We start from the raw sequence: 18,019 nt of genomic DNA, 5'->3' as shown, positions 1-18,019 counted from the left end.
CCTTGTCGCGTAAGACGGGTATCGTACCAGAAAATCCAGATAACGCGAACGATAACAATTTACATCCAATATCTCCCACAACACGGCCTATCCCGCTCCAGACGCCATGCAGCTGCTGTATTCGCCGTCAACGCAAGGCCGCGTGGTAGAGTCTGACAGAGCGATGATCACCCACCGGCCCGGTAACGTACCAACCTCCATGGAAACAGCTCGGAATCCAGACAGAACCTCGGTTTTTCTCGTCGACAACGGCTCGCTGCGCCCCGGCGCCACCCTCAACCTGAGGCGTGTCGCCGCGGCGCTGGGGGAACGCACCGGCATGCCGGTGGAGGCCCGCTCCCTGCTGCACTCCAACAAGGTGCCGGCGGAAGAGCTGGATGGCGTGCCCGCCTCAACGCTCGGCCCGGCCGCTACCTGGCGCGCCGAGCAGGGCGTCACCGAGATGGTGGTGCTGCCGTTCTTCTTCGGGCCAAGCCGGGCACTCAGCGGCTACCTGCCGGAGCGACTGGGGGAAGTACAGGCGGCTCACCCCGGGGTCCGGGTCCGGGTCGCGTCTCCCCTCATCGATCTCCAGGCTCCTACCGACCTGAGGCTGGCGCGCATCCTCCGCGACGGCGTGGCAGAGCAGCTCCGGCAGCTGCCGGCGGGCTCAAAACCGGCAGTGGTGCTGGCGGACCACGGAAGCCCCATCCCGGAGGTAACGGCGGTGCGCAACGTGCTTGCCGGCCAGCTGGCAACACTGTTGGAGGATCAGGTCCGCAGCGTAACGCCAGCCTCCATGGAAAGGCGGAAAGGCGACGAGTACCGCTTCAACGAACCGCTGCTTGAAAATCTGCTGGACGAGCCGGGCTTCAACCAGGGGCCGGTCATCGTTTCCATGCTGTTCCTGTCTCCCGGCAAGCACGCTGGTGAGGGCGGTGATGTGGTCACAATCTGTGCCAAAGCCGAAAGCCGCAACCCTGGACTGGAAACCCGTATCACGCGGCTTGCCGGTGAACACGACGGCATCCTCGCCATCCTGGCGGACCGGCTGGAAGAGGCCATCAGCGGTGAGCGTTACCTGCTGGACCTGCCGGCGCACGGTGCCTGCCCCCAACCGCCTCTTACGGGCGCACCAGGTTGGTGCTAGGGTTTTCCCTGACGCCTGCAACCGGTGAACCGATGAGCGACAACAACAATACCTCCCCCCGGATCCTGATCTTCGGCGCAGGCAGTGTCGGCTGCTACGTGGGTGGCCGACTGCTTTCGGCCAGCGCGGATGTGGTCATGGTCGGGCGCGAACGCATGGCCGCCACTCTCCGTGACCACCCCCTGGTCGTGACGGACTACGAGGGCTTCCGGCATGAGACCCGGCTTGCTCCAGAGCGTTATCAGACGGAACCACAGGCAGCGGCAGAGGCGGACCTGGTCCTGGTCACGGTCAAATCCCAGGCCACCATCGACGCCGCCCGGCAGCTGGCCCCGCACCTGAAACCCGGCACCCCTGTGATCAGCCTCCAGAACGGTATTTCCAACGCCGAGCGGCTGCGCGAGCAGCTCCCGGAGTCCAGGGTCCTTGCGGGCATGATCCCGTTCAATGTGCTCCAGAAGGCACCGGGACACTTCCACCACGGCACCGAGGGCCACCTGATGGCCGAAGGCGATCCCTCTCTCGCGCCGGCATTGCCCTGGTTTGAGCAGGCGGGTCTGGCACTGGAACAGCGGGACGACATGCACTCGGTGCTCTGGTCCAAGCTGCTGCTGAACCTGAACAATCCCATCAACGCCCTCTCCGGCAAACCCCTTCTGGAAGAGCTCTCCACCCGGGACTACCGGCGCTGCCTGGCGATGGCCCAGGCGGAGACCCTGCAGCTGCTCCGGCGCGCGGGCATCCCCACAGTTCGGCTCACCCCCCTGCCCATGGCTCTGATCCCACCACTGATGAAGGCCCCGGACTGGCTCTTTACGCGTCTTTCCGGAACCATGCTGGCGATCGACCCCATCGCCCGCTCCTCCATGTGGGAAGACCTGGAGGTCGGGCGCCGGACCGAGGTGGACTGGATCAATGGCGAAGTGGTACGGCTGGCGGAGCAGCTGGGCACGACAGCCCCGGTCAATGCCAGGCTGACCGAGCTGGTACATGACTGCGAGCAGCAGCGACGGGAATGGCCTGCCGAGGCACTCCTGATGGCCCTGAAACAGGCCCGCTAGAACGCCCGTTCAGAACCGGTGTGGTTCGAAGTCAACCGACTCGGTTCGCTGCCCCAGCAACACGATCCGCCCGCGATAGCGCCCGTCGCCGGTGGCCGTGAAGTCGAAGCTGAACGTCCGCCGCAGACGCAACCGCCCTTCCCGGTCCCGCTGCACCCCTAGCCCACTCAGGCACACGCTCTGATCCAGCAGATCCACGTCCGCGCGCTCACAGGCCCGCCGGGCCGACTGCAGGGCCAGCTCCTTGGTACCCAGAGCCCGCCACCAGTACCAGCCCCCAAACCCAATGGCAAAAAGGATTGAGAGCGTTGTCAGATCAAGCTGCATTCTCACCCTAAAAATCAGAACTGTTATTTGACAATGTTTCCTATTCGCTAATTGCCAATCCCACGCTATCACGGGCCCGCCGCTACCACGGACTAGGACCATCTCGAGTTACAGGGCTCCAACAATACATCCCTTATCATCCCATGTCGCTTCAGAGCCCATAACGGCCGGCACCTGCTGGCAGAGCACCTGCAGATTGATGACCAGGATGGGCGGCAGCCGGTCACATTTGAACAGGCCCTGTTAAGTGGCCACTCCATCAACGTGCGCCCCAAAACAGAGGCAACATGGACAGAGGGGACGGTCGGCGGTACGGCCCGGAATACGGCGGCTTCTTCTACCTGGCCTGTTACAGCGTGGACCAGGAGCACTGCGGGCGCGGCTCCCCTAGGGGCACTGCGTTCTTCCCTACATCCGTTCCAGCACGAGCGCTTCCAGTTGTTCCAACTGCTGCTTCCGACCCTGGAAGAGTCCTTGGGGCTTGGTCGAGACTTCCTGCTGGCAATGCCAAAATTATACGTGATAATCATTTGCATTAGTGTTGCCATCTGGTAACCTCGCCAACCCGCGTAACCCGACAATCAGGAGTGTTTGCAATGCGCAGAACAATCCCCCAACGAACGGCATTCCAATTGGGTGCCTCCAAGCTTGCCCTGGTCACTGCGCTGACCGCATGCCCGACGCTCTCCTTTGCCCAGAAAAGCGGTTCCGAGCCGGAAGTCGAGATGGGGATGGCGCCCATCACCATCTCGACCACCCGAAACCGGCAGGGCAAGCTGGCCGAGACACCCGGCTCAGTCCAGGTGATTGATTCCGAAGAACTCGAGCAGCAAGCCCGAATCAGCAGTGACATGGGCGAGATCCTGTCCAATCTCGTTCCAGGCCTCGGACAATCGTCTGAAAACCTGACCAACGTCGGGCAACAGATGCGTGGCCGTGACTTCCTGGTGATGATCGATGGCGTCCCGCAGAATTCCTCGATCCGTCAGACTTCCAAATTCGTCCGGACCATTGCACCGGAAGCGGTAGAGCGCGTTGAGGTGATCCGGGGAGCTGTCGCCAACTATGGCTTTGGCGCTACCGGCGGCATCATCAACTTCATTACCAAGAGCGGCGAAGGCGCAGAGGATACAACCTTCCAGAGCACGGTCGGCGTCAGCGGCCAGGAAGAGGACGGCAACAGTCTCGGTGGTCGTGTCTATCAGGGTGTTCGCGGCAGCCGCGGCAACCTGGATTACAGCGTCAACCTCAGCGCAACCAAGACCGGCGTTTTCTACGATGGCGAGGACGACATCATCCCGGCGGATGGTCTGATCCAGGGTGGCAGCCTGTCGGAATCGACGGAGCACAATGCCCAATCCAAGATCGGATACCAACTGACACCCGACCAACGCCTGACCCTGGCGGTGAACTACTACAAGCGTGAGCAGGACTCCGAGTACCGGGCTGACAGGAGGTCGATCGCGCCCGCCGGGAAAGGCCCCAAAATCCCGGCGATCAAACAGGAACCGCCAGGTAAGGATCCCCTGACCGAGAACCTCAATATCAGTCTCAACCACACCGCAGAGAATACGCTGGGCGGCACCTTTTCTTCGCAACTGTACTACCAGGACTATGAAACCCTGTTCAGTGTCTACAACGGCTACGAAACCGGCAGCGGACAGTCCCAAGCCACCGTCAACCGTATTGGCGCGCGCGTGAGCCATGACCGTTCAGTGATGGGTCTTGCCAATGCTGTCTACGGGCTCGACTTCGAACAGGAAGAAGGGGATCAGGGGCTTATTGATGGCCGTACCCGCGTTCCCAAAATCGAGGAAACCAGTTACGCGCCCTTCGTCCAGTTCAAGATTCCGGCCGGCGACCAATGGCTGTTCCAGGCAGGGGTTCGCCACGAGCGAGTCAACATGGACATACCGACCTTCCAGGACGAAACACTTGCTAATCCTGGAACCGTCCAAGGCGGTGAGCTGGACTACGAGGAGACCCTCTTCAACGCTGGCGCGATCCACTTCCTTACGGATGAGCAGGAAGTGTTCCTCAATTACAGCGAGGGTTTCACTGTCGGCGACGTGGGACGGGCGCTGCGTAAGCGCGAGGAGGATGTTTCCGCCGAGCAGGTTGACCCGGAAGCCCAAGTGGTCAAGAACTATGAGCTGGGTTGGCGGGGGCGCTTTGATCGGCTCCAGGCAAGCGCCACTGTCTTCATGAACACCTCAGACGAGGGTGTCACATTCGGCGGCCCCCCCAATTTTGAGCTTCAACAGCGTGAAGAACGCGTGCATGGCCTGGAACTGACGGCGGATTACCAGCTTACCAATGCCGTGACGCTCGGAGGCACCGGCAGTTACCAGGAAGGGCGTCAGGATGCTGACAGCGATGGTGACCTCGACACGGACCTTCCGGGGACACGCATCAGCAATCCGGAAATCACCGCCTATGCGGGTTATTCGCCCTCGAGTGCCTGGTCCGTTCGGGCGCAGGTCAAGCATCTGTTCGATCGAAAGGAACTGGGCGACCAGGGGTACCCCAATGGCGACGTGGAAGGCTTCACTCTGGTGGACCTGACAGGCGACGTGGATGTCGGCCCGGGTGAACTGCGCATGGGGATCAGCAACCTGTTTGACGAGCAGTACATTGTCCCCGTCTCACAGGCATTCAACCTCAATGCGCGAACCGTCGCGGGTCGTGGTCGCGCCTACTCACTTGAGTACAGCCTGACCTATTAACCCTCTCCAGGTACGGCACTTCCGGCCCGCTGGCATACCACCGGCGGGCCGGACATCCTCCCGCTCCATTCGGGCCTTTACTCCCCTACCCCAGACGCCGCCGCGTCAGCAGAAAAATGAAGTAGCTCCCGCCGAGCAACGCCGCCATCAGGCCGGCCGGCAGCTGGTCCGGGTAAAGCAGTGTCCGCCCCAGCCAGTCGGAGAGCGTCATCAGCCCCATCCCCACCATGGCCGCCAGCACCAGCTGCGGAAGAACCCGCCTTGCTCCCAGAAGGGCTGCCACATGCGGCGCCAGCAGGCCCACGAAGGCCACCGGCCCCATGAGCGCGGTCACCAGAGCACAGAGCGCGCAGACGACCAGTAGCAGGACCAGCCGGGCACGGGCCACGTTAACCCCGCGGGCACGGGCCATCGGGTCGCCGATGGAGATCAGGGTCAGCCAGCGGTTGAATACCAGCACCAGAAGAACCAGCGCCGCCACGCCAGCCGCCAGCATGAGGGACCTGTCGGCGGACGCCCGGTAGGTGGAACCGGAGAGCCAGCCCAGGATGATGTGCGCGCTCTGGGTGCCCTGAGCCAGGACAAAATGCACCAGCGCCTCCATCAGCGCCGCGAGGGAAATGCCCACCAGGATCACGATCCCCGGTGCGTAGTGGGAGCGCCGCCCGATCACGAGCAGCACCGCCAGCACCACCAGGCTGCCCAGGAAGGCCACACCGGGGCCTGCCTGGTAGATGGAGGTGCCCGTCCAGAGGGTAAAGATCACCAGCGCCAGGGTAGCGCCCGCGGACATGCCCAAGATGTCGGGGCTGGCCAATGGGTTGCGGATCAGCCGCTGCAGGATGAGGCCAGCAACGGCCATGCCGATTCCCGCCGCCGAGGCGGTCAAAAGGCGCGGGGCACGCAGGGACCACACCAGGTCCGAGGGCCAGGCAAAGGGCAGGCTGAAAGCCGGGCCGGAGGCTTCCGGCGTATAGGTAAGGGTCAGCAGGACCAGCGCGAGCAGCACGCCGACGGCCAGCCCCCATGTCATCCAGGTGGTGCGGCGTGCCCCGTGCGGAAGACTCAGTGCCGTCTGGTCGCCATGGCTGAGCTTGTTGTGGGCAAAGATCACCAGGGCAGGCGCACCAACCAGGGCGGCGGCGGTGCCGCTGGGAATCAGTTCACCGAACCAGTCCCCGGCGGCCTGGGCCAGGGAATCCGTGGCCAGCAAGAGCATGGCGCCCAGGAGCGCGCTGGTGCACAATTCATCGCCGGCACGGCGCGCGCCCATCGAGCGGGCGATATTGGGCGCGATCAGCCCCAGGAAGCCAATGATCCCGACCGCTGTGATACTGGTGGCCAGGATCCAGAGCGCCCCAATGAGCAGAACAACCAGAACAGGGCCGTAACTGAAGCCACGCCCCCGCGCTCCGGCCTCGCCCAGGCGCATCAGTGTGAGCGGCCTGGGCGCCAGCATCAGGATCAGCGGCAGGACCAGGAGCCGGGGCCAGAGCCACTGCACCCAGTTCCAGTCATTCTGCGTCAGGTTGCCGGTGCCCCAGATGAAGACGCCCTGCGCGGCCTCCTGGTTCAGGAGGATGATCGCGGAAGCCGCGGCCCCCATCAGCAGGTGGGTCGCCATGCCCGCAAGGATCACGGGGAGGCCGCTGATGCCATTGCGCCCCGCGATGATCAACACCAGCCCCACGGAAATCGCAGCCCCGACCATGGCGACAAGCGCACGCTCATCCACCGCCAGCGCGGGCAGCCAGACACTGGCACACACCAGCGCCAGCCAGGCACCGGAAGAAGCCCCGATCGTCAGGGGCGAGACCAGGGGGTTGCGGGTGACCTGCTGGAGAAGACTGCCAACAGTGCCCAGAACCGCCCCTACCAGCACGGCAAGGATGACCCTGGGAAGGGCCGCATAATAGTAACGGACCTCCTCGAACCCGTCGGGTTCGCCCCCCGTGACCAACTGCCACTGGGCGGCGAGAGGAAGTTCGTTATCCAGCTGGAGGTGGAGCACCCCAAGGGCGAGAACCAGGCCCGCCCCGACCGCATACCGGGGCAGCATCAGGGTTCAATGGTCAGCAATGCGTCCGTCATATTCTCGGCCAGGTAGCGCAGCGACATGGCGCCGCCATAGACCCAGCTGGGTGCCACTGGCGCCACACGTCCGGCCTCCACCACTGGCAGCGCATTCCAGAGCGGTTTCTCAAGGAGATCCCCCGCCAGGACCGTGGGCTTGAAGTACAGCAGCACATCCTCCCTGTTGAGCCGTTTCAGGTCAGCCACTTCCCTCTGGGTCTGCCCCCATTGGCTGCGCGGCTGCGGCATGGCGGACTCAAGGCCCAGCTGGCGGAGCGCATACCACGGCATGCCGTTCCGGCCAAACACCCGGACCACGGTCGGGCTGGCAAAGCCCACACTGGTCACCTCCGGCAGCGTATCCCCGAAATGGTCACGGATCCGGCCACGCAGCCAGATAAACCGGGCCTCCAGCATGTCGAGCTGATGCTGCGCCTGCTCCTCGCGTTCCAACAGGCGTCCCAGCTCCAGGAAGATTTCCCGGGCCTTTTCCGCATTACTGTGGTCCTTGCGGAAGGCGTCAAAGAACAGGACCGGCGCAACCCGGCTCATCTTTTCGGCCAATCCGGACTGGTCCGTGGAGAGGATGATCACGTCCGGATCCAGCGACGCGATCCGCTCCATGTTCGGTTCCGAGCGCTTACCAACGTTGACCACCGACTCCGGCAGTTCCGGCTGTACGACCCACTTGCGGTAACCGGCCACGTCCGCCACGCCCACCGGGGTAACGCCGAGCTCCACCAGATTCTCCGCCATGGACCAGTTCAGGGCGACAACCCGCTCGGGCACCGACTCAAAGCTCTGTTGGCCCCGGCTGTCCGTAACGGTGATCTCCGCCTGGGCGGTGAGGGTCAGGCAAAGAGCGACGACCAGAACCAGCTGCTGTTTCAGTTGCAGAACCATGGGTGACGATGACTCCTGTCAGGCGACCACCGCAACCGGCCGCTGTGTGCCGGGCTGGGGGATCAGGTTGATATCAATACCGTAGAGGGTGGTGAGCAGATGCGGCGACAGCATGGCCTCGGGCGTGCCGTCGAACGCCACCTCCCCGTGCTTGAGCGCGATCACGCGATCGGCGTAGCGGGCTGCCAGGTTCACGTCGTGGAGAATCACAACGACCCCGCGCCCCGCCGAACGGTTAAGGTTGCGCAGGAGCGTCATGGACTCGTACTGGTGGGAAAGGTCCAGCGCGGAGGTGGGCTCATCCAGCAACAGCATGGGGGCTTCCTGCGCCAGCAGCATGGCGATCCAGGCACGCTGGCGTTCACCACCGGAAAGCTCGTCAACCAGGTGCGTGGCGTAGTCCGCCATGCCAGTCTGTTCCAGGGCCCAGTCCACGGCCGCTGCATCCCCGCTCTGCCAGCGCCGCACCAGCCCCCGCCACGGGAATCGCCCCAGGCGCACCAGCTCGCGCACATCCAGACCCGCCACTTCCGGGAGCTGCTGGGGCAGGAAGGCCAGGCGCCGGGCAAGATCCCGCTGGCCATAGCGCGCCAATGGTTCCCCGCCCAGCCGGATCTCGCCTTCGTCCGGTCTCATCTGCCGCGCCATGAGCTGCATCAGGGTGGACTTGCCAGACCCATTGTGACCGAGGATGGCGGTGAACTCGCCGTCACGCAGGGTCAGTTCCTCCAGGCCGAGTATCGTTCGCCCGTCACGGTGAACCCGGATATCAGACAGCGACAGCTTCATGACTCAACTCCTCCAGTTGGCGCCTCTCCCGCTCCGAACGCGCCAGCTTGGGGCAGGACGAGCAGTAACAGCCGTCATCCCGCCGGTAATGCATACAGCAGGCGCGGCGCTCCAGCCCCAGCACTTCCCGTTCGTTCTGGAGCTGCAGGGGCAGATACCCGCTCTGGTGGCGCAATCCGGTTGCCGCAAGCCATGCCTCACCCAGTAACTGCAGGCGCTCGTTGCTGAACCCGGTTTCGACCATCGCCAGGCGCTGCAGGGCAAGCAACAGAATATCCGCCATCAGGCGGTTGGCTGTCAGTGGCTTGATCCGGGCAACACGCCTCAGATCCTCGAGAAGCGCATCCCGAACCCTGAGCAGCCTTGCCGTGGCGTCCCTGATGAGCTCCTCCTCCACAGCCGGCGCGACAGGCCAGTGTTCCTGCAGCCTGAAACCCGCGACGATGCCCTCTTCGACTCTCTGCCATAGCCGATCAACCGGGACCACGACGCCATGGCCATGCACGCCCAGGACCGAGAGGAACACGGGCTGCCACATCAGAAGCGTCCAGGTTCGCACCGAGGAATACGGCTCCCCGGCTTCTGGATAGGCCTCCGCCCAGACACTGTGAATCGCGTCGATCACCCGGGCATTGTCAGCACCGTGCTCAAGGCCCGGTTCCGCAGACGGCGCCGCTGCGCCGTTGAGCCCCGGGTGAACCCGAGCCGCAAGCGCAAGGAAAGCCGATTGTTCACAATGATCCGATGCCTGCATAAACCGCACTCGCGGGTCCGGAGACCGGGTGGACAAAACTCCGTGCCATTGTGCAGTCCCGGGAGAAATAGCGCAAATACGAATCCGTATCATTTGTGGAGAGCGGATGACGACGGTTGCTTCCCAGGAGCCTCTTCGCTAACCTGAGATCGTTATTCCAACCATCGGGAGAGCGGCCGTGACCGCCGGACTGAAAGAAGCAACTCTGATCGTGCACCCCGCACGCTGGGCGAACCCGCGCTGGCGATGGTGAACCGCCACCACTGAGCGCCCGTGGCCGACGCCACGATTCCACAACGCCCATGCTTTTTTCAGGACAGATCCATGACGCCCGAACAGTTCGACGCCTATGCCGGCGAAGGCTATAACCGCATCCCCGTCCACCGGGAAGTGTATGCGGATCTCGACACCCCACTGAGCACCTATCTCAAACTGGCCGATGGCCCCTATTCCTACCTGCTGGAGTCCGTCCAGGGCGGCGAGAAGTGGGGCCGTTATTCCATCATCGGCCTGCCAGCCCGCGAACGGGTACGGGTGAACGGCCATGAGATCGTGCACGAATCCGACGATGGCGTAATCGACTCGCTCACCGCCGAGGATCCGCTGGCCTACATCGAGGCCTTCCAGGCCCGTTACCACTCCCCGGACCTGCCGGACATGCCGCGCTTCAACGGCGGCCTGGTGGGTTACTTCGGCTATGACACGGTGCGCTTCATCGAGCCCCGGCTGCGGGACAGCGTACCGCCGGACGAGCTGGGCACACCGGATGTCCTGCTGATGGTTTCCGACGAAGTGGTGGTGTTCGATAACCTGCGCGGCAAGCTCCACCTGATCGTCCAGGCCAGCCCGGCAAGCGCCGGAAGCTATGAAGCGGCCGTTCAGCGGCTGGATGAACTGGAAAAACGGTTGCGCGAAACCCGTGTCACCAGCCCGGTTTCCGAGGCCACCGGCAATCGCATCGAGGAGCGTGACTTCCACTCGGACTTCACCCAGACCGACTTCGAAGCGGCGGTGGAGAAGATCCGGGAATACGTGTTGGCCGGCGACGTCATGCAGACCGTACTCTCACGACGCATGTCCGTGGCCTTCGAAGCCCCACCGCTGAACCTGTACCGTGCTCTGCGCTGCCTCAATCCCTCGCCCTACATGTACTTCCTCAACCTGAAGGATTTCCACATCGTGGGCTCCTCGCCGGAGATCCTGGCTCGAGTCGAGGATGAGGAAGTGACGGTGCGCCCCATCGCCGGCACCCGCAAGCGCGGCGCCAGCCGCGAAGAAGACGAGGCGCTGGAACGGGAGTTGCTGGCCGACCCCAAGGAACGCGCCGAACACCTGATGCTGATCGACCTGGGTCGCAACGATATCGGCCGTGTGACCGAAACCGGCTCGGTGACGCTCACGGACACCATGACGGTCGAGCGCTACTCCCACGTCATGCACATCGTCTCCAACGTCACCGGCAAGCTGCGCGAGGGCCTCTCCTGCATGGACGTGCTGCGCGCCACACTGCCGGCGGGCACGCTCAGCGGCGCCCCCAAGATCCGCGCCATGGAGATCCTGGACGAGCTCGAACCGGTCAAGCGCGGCGTCTACGGCGGCGCCGTGGGCTACCTCTCCTGGAGCGGCAACATGGACACGGCCATCGCCATCCGTACCGCGGTCATCAGGGATGAGACCCTGCATATCCAGGCGGGTGCCGGTGTGGTGGCGGATTCCGTGCCGCGCCTTGAATGGAAGGAGACCCAGAACAAGGGTCGCGCCATCTTCCGGGCCGCCGACATGGCCCTGACCGACTTCGACCACTGAGGCGAGGGAGACACCATGCTGCTGATGATCGATAACTACGACTCCTTCACCTACAACGTGGTCCAGTACCTGGGCGAACTGGGCGCCGACGTGGAGGTCCACCGCAACGACACCATCAGCCTCGACGAGATCGAGGCCATGGCCCCCGAGCGAATCGTGATCTCCCCCGGCCCCTGTTCACCGGACGAGGCCGGCATCTCGCTGGAGGTGGTGCGCCGCTTTGCCGGTCGCATCCCGCTTCTGGGCGTGTGCCTGGGTCACCAGTGCATCGGCCAGGTCTTCGGCGGCAAGGTAATCCGTGCCGGCCAGGTCATGCACGGCAAGACCTCGATGATCCATCACCGGAGCGAGGGCGTTTTCGCCGGGCTGGAGAATCCGTTCGAGGCCACACGCTACCACTCGCTGGTGGTGGACAAGGATCACTGGCCCGACAGCGAACTCGAGATCACGGCCTGGACCGAGAATGAGGACGGCTCCATGGAGGAGGTGATGGGCCTGAGGCACCGTACCCTGACCATCGAGGGTGTGCAGTTCCACCCGGAGTCGATCATGACGCGCCACGGCCATGAGCTGTTGCAGAACTTTCTGAACATGACGAACCGGGGGTAGACCACCATGGACATCCAGACCGCCATCGCCAAAGTCGCCGAGCGACAGGACCTGAGCACCGAGAACATGAAGGCTGTGATGCGCACCATCATGCAGGGCGAGGCCACGGACGCTCAGATCGGTGGCTTCCTGATCGGCCTGCGCATGAAGGGCGAGGCCATCGACGAGATCACCGGCGCCGTGGAAGTCATGCGGGAGCTGGCCACCGGCGTCACGCTGGATGTGCCCAATGTGGTGGACATCGTCGGTACCGGCGGTGACGGGGCCAACCTGTTCAACGTCTCTACTGCGGCTACCTTCGTTATCGCCGCGGCCGGTGGCAACGTGGCCAAGCACGGCAACCGCTCGGTTTCCTCGCGCAGCGGCAGCTCAGACCTGCTCGACCAGGCCGGGCTGCGACTGAACATGACGCCGGAGCAGATCACCCGCTGCGTGCACGAGCTGGGCGTGGGCTTCATGTTCGCCCCCAACCACCACACGGCCATGAAGCACGCCGTGGGGCCCCGCAGGGAGCTGGGCATCCGCACCCTGTTCAACATCCTCGGGCCCATGACCAACCCGGCGGGCGTGAAGCACCAGGTGATCGGTGTGTTCAACGGCGACCTCTGTGTGCCCATGGCGGAAGTCCTGCGCCGGCTCGGCAGCGAGCATATCCTGATTGTCCACTCCGAGGACGGGCTGGACGAGATCAGCCTGGCCAGCCGGACCCGGGTCGCGGAACTGAAAGACGGTGAGATCAGCGAATACCATATCCGCCCGGAAGACATGGGCATCAGGGCCCAGCCGATCTTTGACCTCCAGGTGGCCGACGCCGCCGAGTCCCTGGCCCTGATCCGGGAGGCCCTGAGTCCGAGTCCGGGTGAGCGCGCCGCCGTCGCCCGGGACATGATCGCGCTCAATGCCGGAGCCGCACTCTATGCCGGCGACCTGGCGGAATCACTGACCGAAGGCGCCCGCAGGGCCCTGGCCGCCATGGAAAACGGCAGTGCCCTGGAACGCATGGAGCAGCTGGCCGAACTCAGCCAACGAATGGAGCAGGCGGAATGAACGACGGTACGCCCACGGTTCTCAAACGCATCGTCGCCCGCAAGCATGAGGAAGTGGCCGAGCGCCAGCGGCGGTTGTCTTTCGAGGACTGCCGGAGCGAAGCGCGGGAACAGCCCGCCACGCGTGGTTTTGCCGCCGCACTGCAACGGCGGATCGATGCCGGTGATCCAGCGGTGATCGCCGAGATCAAGCGGGCCTCGCCCAGTGCCGGTGTGCTTCGCGACCCCTATGACCCCGCCGCCATCGCCCGCGACTACGAGGCCCACGGCGCAGCCTGCCTCTCCGTCCTGACCGACAGGGACTTCTTCCAGGGCGGTGAAGCCGACCTGTTGGCCGCCCGTGAAGCCTGCACCCTGCCCGTCCTGCGCAAGGACTTCATGGTGGATGAATACCAGATCCACGAGAGCCGCATTGCGGGCGCCGATTGCATCCTGCTGATCGCCGCCTGCCTGTCTGTTGCCCAGATGCAGGACCTGGCTGGCATCGCCCGTGAACTGGGCATGGATGTACTCGTGGAAGTCCATAATGAAGCGGAGCTCAACCAGGCCCTTCAGGTAGAGAGCCCCCTGCTCGGTATCAACAACCGCGACCTGCACACCTTCGAAGTCTCACTCGCGACCACCTGGGAGCTGCACCAGCGCTTAACCAGCGGGCGCCTTACCATTACGGAAAGCGGCATCCATACCCGTGAAGACGTCAACGCCATGCGCGAACGCGGCATCCACGCCTTCCTGGTAGGGGAGTCCTTCATGCGGGCGGGCAGCCCGGGCTACAAGCTGGGTGAGCTGTTCTTTTAAAAACCCTGACAAAAAGCCCTGAACGCGGCCGCCTACACCATCGTAAACCTACAATATCTGCTATGTTCAGCCTGTCAGACGACCCCAATAGGCCAGGCCATGAGACCTGTACTGCTTCGCCCGATCAAGTGCGCTGCTCTCTGCGCACTTTTCATTGCCACGTCCGCTTTCGCCGAACCGCTCACCATTACCGTGATCAATGAGCGCACCGACGAACCGGTCGAAAATGCCGTGGTTACCCTGCCCGGCGCGGGCAAACCCTCAACGGACACGTTCACCATCGCCCAGGAGAACCGGGCCTTTCGTCCCGGCTTACTGGTGATTCCGGCCGGCTCCGAGGTCAATTTCCCCAATCGCGACAATACCCAGCACCATGTCTACTCCTTTTCCGAGGCAAAGACCTTCAATATCGAGCTCTACGCCGGCGAGCCGGAAGCCCCCATCCAGTTCGACCAAAGCGGTATTGTCGAAATCGGGTGCAACATCCACGATCATATGCAGGGCTTCATCCTGGTCACGGACCGGCCCCATTACGCGTTGACCGACACCAATGGCCAGGCCCGTTTTGATGTTGCATCCAGTGCCGGCAAGCAGCCCGTTAAGGCCAACATCTGGCACCGGCGCTTCGCCGACACTGATCGTTACAGCCAACACACCCTGACACCGGATTCCCTTTCCGAGATGCGCGTCCGTGTGACACTCGAGCCACGAAACGACGGTAATGACGAACTCGACCAGATCCAGCAGGAGTTCCAGGATCTCTGATGGCATTACTGCCTGAAACCGGCTTCCGGGCACGACTGATGCTCGCCATGCTGGCACTGGTGGTCCTCGCCAGCGGCAGCGTGGCCGCGGTATTGATGTATAACCTGTTCGAGGAAGAGAAAGCCCGGGCGGAAGAGCAGCTGAACGTCGCCGAGCGGGTTGCCAAAGAGGTGATCGACGCGCGCACGGACCTGCTGGTCTCCAACCTCCAGATCCTGTCGCGGGACTTCGGCCTAAAATCGGCCATCGCCTCCAGGGACATCGCGACCATTACCAGCGCGCTCGAGAATCACAGCTCGCGGGCCAATACCGATCTTGCAATGATTGCGGACGATGACGGCAGGCTGCTCGCCAACCTGGCAGACCTTGATAATGGCAAGCCAGTACCCTTCAGTAAGCTGTTCCAAAAGGCCCACCAGGAAGGCAGCGTGTCGGCCGTGACCCGATGGCGTAACCAGGTCCACCAGGTTCTGATGGTCCCGATCGAAGGCGCGGGACTGAAGGCCTGGCTGATTGCCGGTTTTCGTCTTGATGATGACTTCGCCCATCTTATCGCCGATCTCACCGCCACTGACATCGTGTTCCAGGCCACCGGAGACCATAACCGGATTCTCGGGACCAGTCTCCCCGAGTCGGAACTACCCTCCCGGGCGATGGCATCAACACCAGTGGCGGCCTCCGGTATGCGCGAAAACAACCGGTTCTTCATGCGCTCCATGGACCTGGAAAGCATCGGGCAGCCGCCGGCACAGGTCTGGCTTCTCAAGGACAGGGCCAGCGCTCTCTCGCGCTACTACTCGCTGATCCTGGAGATGGCTGTGGTGCTGGCTGTGGTCCTTGCAATTGCCAGCGGCGTGGTCCTTGTAACCGCCCGCACCCTCGGGCGCCCCATCTTCAGGCTCTCCCGATTCGCCCAGGCACTGGGCGAGGATCGCCATGCCGCACCCCCCGAGATACGGGTCCCCGGGGAACCCCGGATCCTGCTCCGGTCCCTGCTGAACATGCGCAGCAGCATCCTCCAGCACGAACAGCGGATTGAGCATGCGGCCACCCATGACAGCCTGACGGGACTCCCCAACTGGAACTGGCGGGCCATCAAGGAGAGGCTCCAGCGCTGCCTGGACAGCGGGGAGCAGGCCAGCGTCATTGGTATCAACATGCCCGACATCAAGACCATCAACGAGATGCTGGGCTTCCGCTTCGGGGATGAAACCCTGATCGCCACCGCCCTGAGACTCAACGGTGTGCTGCTGAGCCCCGGGAATCTGGGCCGCACCGGCGGCAGCCAGTTCGTCGCCATACTGCCGCATCTGGAAGATGACAGCCTGCTGGAACGTCTCACCTGGCTGAAACAGCGTATCGAGACCTCCGTGGAGGTTTTCGGCAGCCCGGTCCAGATCCACGTGGATCTCGCCGCCCTGAGGATTCCGGAACAGGCCGGGACCATTGACGAGGTCCAGCGGCGATTGGACCTCACGCTGGAACGCGCGCCCCATACGACCAACCACATCGCCCTCTACACCCCGGGTGGCGACGAGGAGCACCTGCGTGAGATCCAGCTGATCCGCGACCTCAACGATGCCATCCAGAACCGCCAGCTCCACCTGAACTATCAACCCAAGCTGGCGCTGGATACCGGAGGGTTCGTCGGGGTGGAGGCCCTGGTTCGCTGGCACCACCCGGAGCTTGGGTTCATCGGCCCCGACGAGTTCATCCCCCTTGCGGAAAGCTCTGGCCAGACCCTGCAACTGACCGAACTGGTGATGGCCATGGCGGCCGAAGACAGCCGGGACTGGCAGGGCCGTGGAATGGACCTTAAGCTGGCCATCAACCTGTCGGCACTGGACCTGGCCGATCCGGGTCTGCCGGAGAAGGTCCATTACCATTTCCGGCACCTTGAGGGCGAGATGCACCGCCTGACGTTTGAGATTACGGAAAGTGCGGTTATGAGCGACACAGGCGTTGCGCTCCAGACCCTGGAGAAGCTGCGTGCGCTGGGCGCGAACATTTCAGTGGATGACTTCGGAACCGGGCAGTCATCGCTTGCCCAGCTCCGGCAGTTACCGGTCCAGGAACTTAAGATCGACAAGTCCTTTGTCCTGAACATGAGCCATGAGGAGCAGGACCAGTTGATCGTGAAATCCACCATCGACCTGGCCCACGGGCTCCAGCTCCGGGTCTGTGCCGAGGGCATCGAGAATCACGAGAGCTGGCGACTGCTCCAGAAGTGGGGCTGCGAACAGGCCCAGGGGTTCTTCATGGGGCGTCCCATGGCCGGTGCGGACCTGCCCGACTGGGCCGCCCGTTATGAACAGTGGGCCCGGGAACAGGGGCTCGACAAAAGCGGAGATCCACCATGAACAAGGTATGGACACTCACGGCACTGGCGTTCGCCCTGGGGTCAGGGATGGCGCCAGTAGCCAGTGCCGAGCCCCCCGGAAGTCGCCTCTGGGGCACGGGCGGCGTGACCAGCATCGAGGGCAGCGCGGGCGGCGGGATCAGTCCCTGGGCCACCCTCGCCGGCTACGCCAGTGATGAGGAGTGGGGTGGCACCGTTGCGCTATCCAGGGCGAATACACAGGACTACACGCTCAACGTCCAGGGCGCCGCTTTCAACTGGCGCAACCGGATCGAGGTGAGCTTTGCCCGCCAGGAGCTCGAAATGGACACGCTGGCCTTCGCGCTGCCGTTCGGAGAAACGGATCTCAAACAGGACATCTTCGGTCTCAAGGCACGCTTGGCAGGCGATCTAATCTACAGCCCCTACGGCCAGTGGAGTCTTGGTGTACAGCACAAGCGCCATCGGGTCTCAGAGATACCGGCGGCCGTGGGCGCCAAGGATGACACCGGCACCGATGTCTACCTCAGTGGCAGCAAACTCTTCCTCGCCGGGCCCTTTGGCCGCAACCTGGTGGTGAACGGCACGCTCCGCACCACCCGGGCGAACCAGGGTGGCCTGCTGGGCTTCGGTGGTGACCAGCGGGACAGCCACGAGCTGGTCGCCGAAGCCAGCGCCGGCCTGTTCCTGCGGCGTGACTGGCTGATCGGCGGGGAGTACCGCGAGAAACCGGACAACCTTGGCTTTGCCGCGGAAGACGACTGGTGGGATCTCTACGTTGCCTGGATCCCGGACCGCCGTCTCTCGATAACCGCCGCCTACGTGAACCTGGGCGACATCGCCGGCCTCGAATCCCAGGACGGCGCCTACCTGTCCATCGAAGGGAGTTTCTGAC

General features: G+C 63.6%; 15 protein-coding genes. 10 read left to right on the top strand and 5 right to left on the bottom strand.

Features of this window, described 5'->3' with window-relative positions:
* The first annotated feature begins 199 nt into the window (after positions 1–199).
* Both F3089_RS05770 and F3089_RS05765 read left to right on the top strand, forming a co-directional pair.
* On the top strand, positions 200–1,129 hold the full coding sequence (locus F3089_RS05770) for a sirohydrochlorin chelatase (protein ID WP_151439877.1): 930 nt from the start codon (positions 200–202) through the stop codon (positions 1,127–1,129).
* Positions 1,130–1,161: 32 nt separating this feature from the next.
* Positions 1,162–2,190 (top strand): 2-dehydropantoate 2-reductase, encoded by a 1,029-nt coding sequence (locus tag F3089_RS05765; protein WP_151439876.1) that lies wholly within the window; start codon positions 1,162–1,164, stop codon positions 2,188–2,190.
* A 9-nt stretch (positions 2,191–2,199) separates the two neighbouring features.
* Here the strand turns inward: F3089_RS05765 and F3089_RS05760 are convergent, their stop codons facing one another.
* Positions 2,200–2,517: a DUF3301 domain-containing protein gene (locus F3089_RS05760; protein WP_151439875.1), complete on the bottom strand. Its 318-nt coding sequence runs from the start codon at positions 2,515–2,517 to the stop codon at positions 2,200–2,202.
* Positions 2,518–3,113: 596 nt separating this feature from the next.
* On the opposite strand from F3089_RS05760, the gene F3089_RS05755 reads away from it, so the two are divergent.
* Positions 3,114–5,243 carry a TonB-dependent receptor gene (locus F3089_RS05755; protein WP_151439874.1) on the top strand — a complete coding sequence of 710 codons (2,130 nt, stop codon included), beginning with the start codon at positions 3,114–3,116 and terminating at the stop codon, positions 5,241–5,243.
* Between the two features lie 85 nt (positions 5,244–5,328).
* On the opposite strand, the gene fhuB is transcribed toward F3089_RS05755, so the two are convergent.
* The 4 genes from fhuB to F3089_RS05735 are packed head-to-tail and all read right to left on the bottom strand — an operon-like array spanning position 5,329 to position 9,762.
* Positions 5,329–7,302, bottom strand: coding sequence for a Fe(3+)-hydroxamate ABC transporter permease FhuB (fhuB, locus tag F3089_RS05750; RefSeq protein ID WP_151439873.1), 1,974 nt, complete (start codon positions 7,300–7,302; stop codon positions 5,329–5,331).
* Positions 7,302–8,219 carry an ABC transporter substrate-binding protein gene (locus F3089_RS05745; RefSeq protein WP_151439872.1) on the bottom strand — a complete coding sequence of 306 codons (918 nt, stop codon included), beginning with the start codon at positions 8,217–8,219 and terminating at the stop codon, positions 7,302–7,304. Before F3089_RS05745 ends, fhuB begins: the two co-directional genes overlap by 1 nt.
* An 18-nt stretch (positions 8,220–8,237) precedes the next feature.
* Positions 8,238–9,008, bottom strand: a complete 771-nt coding sequence (locus F3089_RS05740) for an ABC transporter ATP-binding protein (RefSeq protein WP_151439871.1) — start codon at positions 9,006–9,008, stop codon at positions 8,238–8,240.
* Positions 8,989–9,762 carry a siderophore ferric iron reductase gene (locus F3089_RS05735; RefSeq protein ID WP_192497282.1) on the bottom strand — a complete coding sequence of 258 codons (774 nt, stop codon included), beginning with the start codon at positions 9,760–9,762 and terminating at the stop codon, positions 8,989–8,991. The genes F3089_RS05740 and F3089_RS05735 overlap by 20 nt, the downstream gene beginning before the upstream one ends.
* A gap of 324 nt (positions 9,763–10,086) precedes the next feature.
* Between F3089_RS05735 and trpE the strand changes: the two genes are divergently transcribed.
* The 7 genes from trpE (at position 10,087) to F3089_RS05700 (ending at position 18,018) form a co-directional block, all read left to right on the top strand.
* Entirely contained in the window at positions 10,087–11,568 is a 1,482-nt protein-coding gene (gene trpE / locus F3089_RS05730) for an anthranilate synthase component I (RefSeq protein WP_151439869.1), read from the top strand.
* Positions 11,569–11,583: 15 nt separating this feature from the next.
* Complete coding sequence (locus F3089_RS05725) at positions 11,584–12,177, top strand: anthranilate synthase component II (RefSeq protein ID WP_151439868.1); 594 nt, start codon at positions 11,584–11,586, stop codon at positions 12,175–12,177.
* Positions 12,178–12,183: 6 nt separating this feature from the next.
* On the top strand, positions 12,184–13,224 hold the full coding sequence (trpD, locus tag F3089_RS05720; protein WP_151439867.1) for an anthranilate phosphoribosyltransferase: 1,041 nt from the start codon (positions 12,184–12,186) through the stop codon (positions 13,222–13,224).
* The gene (gene trpC / locus F3089_RS05715) at positions 13,221–14,021 is read left to right on the top strand and encodes an indole-3-glycerol phosphate synthase TrpC (RefSeq protein WP_151439866.1); all 801 of its coding nucleotides are present in this window, start codon (positions 13,221–13,223) and stop codon (positions 14,019–14,021) included. The genes trpD and trpC overlap by 4 nt, the downstream gene beginning before the upstream one ends.
* 99 nt (positions 14,022–14,120) lie before the next feature.
* A complete protein-coding gene (locus tag F3089_RS05710) occupies positions 14,121–14,786 on the top strand; it encodes a methylamine utilization protein (RefSeq protein WP_151439865.1) in 666 nt (221 codons plus the stop codon).
* Positions 14,786–17,146, top strand: coding sequence for a putative bifunctional diguanylate cyclase/phosphodiesterase (locus tag F3089_RS05705; protein WP_151439864.1), 2,361 nt, complete (start codon positions 14,786–14,788; stop codon positions 17,144–17,146). Before F3089_RS05710 ends, F3089_RS05705 begins: the two co-directional genes overlap by 1 nt.
* Positions 17,143–18,018, top strand: coding sequence for a DUF3034 family protein (locus tag F3089_RS05700; RefSeq protein ID WP_151439863.1), 876 nt, complete (start codon positions 17,143–17,145; stop codon positions 18,016–18,018). Before F3089_RS05705 ends, F3089_RS05700 begins: the two co-directional genes overlap by 4 nt.
* The last annotated feature ends 1 nt before the right edge of the window (position 18,019 follow it).

Origin of the sequence: Halospina sp. K52047b (assembly GCF_008709855.1) — a bacterium.
GTDB lineage: Bacteria > Pseudomonadota > Gammaproteobacteria > Pseudomonadales > Oleiphilaceae > Halospina > Halospina utahensis_B.
This window is presented reverse-complemented; position numbering and strand designations above follow the sequence as displayed.

Bases quoted from the DNA above. Each gene is read 5' to 3' on its own strand.
- F3089_RS05770 (WP_151439877.1), top strand. From the start codon at position 200: ATGGAAACAGCTCGGAATCCAGACAGAACCTCGGTTTTTCTCGTCGAC.
- F3089_RS05765 (WP_151439876.1), top strand. From the start codon at position 1,162: ATGAGCGACAACAACAATACCTCCCCCCGGATCCTGATCTTCGGCGCA.
- F3089_RS05760 (WP_151439875.1), bottom strand. From the start codon at position 2,517: ATGCAGCTTGATCTGACAACGCTCTCAATCCTTTTTGCCATTGGGTTT.
- F3089_RS05755 (WP_151439874.1), top strand. From the start codon at position 3,114: ATGCGCAGAACAATCCCCCAACGAACGGCATTCCAATTGGGTGCCTCC.
- fhuB (WP_151439873.1), bottom strand. From the start codon at position 7,302: ATGCTGCCCCGGTATGCGGTCGGGGCGGGCCTGGTTCTCGCCCTTGGG.
- F3089_RS05745 (WP_151439872.1), bottom strand. From the start codon at position 8,219: ATGGTTCTGCAACTGAAACAGCAGCTGGTTCTGGTCGTCGCTCTTTGC.
- F3089_RS05740 (WP_151439871.1), bottom strand. From the start codon at position 9,008: ATGAAGCTGTCGCTGTCTGATATCCGGGTTCACCGTGACGGGCGAACG.
- F3089_RS05735 (WP_192497282.1), bottom strand. From the start codon at position 9,762: ATGCAGGCATCGGATCATTGTGAACAATCGGCTTTCCTTGCGCTTGCG.
- trpE (WP_151439869.1), top strand. From the start codon at position 10,087: ATGACGCCCGAACAGTTCGACGCCTATGCCGGCGAAGGCTATAACCGC.
- F3089_RS05725 (WP_151439868.1), top strand. From the start codon at position 11,584: ATGCTGCTGATGATCGATAACTACGACTCCTTCACCTACAACGTGGTC.
- trpD (WP_151439867.1), top strand. From the start codon at position 12,184: ATGGACATCCAGACCGCCATCGCCAAAGTCGCCGAGCGACAGGACCTG.
- trpC (WP_151439866.1), top strand. From the start codon at position 13,221: ATGAACGACGGTACGCCCACGGTTCTCAAACGCATCGTCGCCCGCAAG.
- F3089_RS05710 (WP_151439865.1), top strand. From the start codon at position 14,121: ATGAGACCTGTACTGCTTCGCCCGATCAAGTGCGCTGCTCTCTGCGCA.
- F3089_RS05705 (WP_151439864.1), top strand. From the start codon at position 14,786: ATGGCATTACTGCCTGAAACCGGCTTCCGGGCACGACTGATGCTCGCC.
- F3089_RS05700 (WP_151439863.1), top strand. From the start codon at position 17,143: ATGAACAAGGTATGGACACTCACGGCACTGGCGTTCGCCCTGGGGTCA.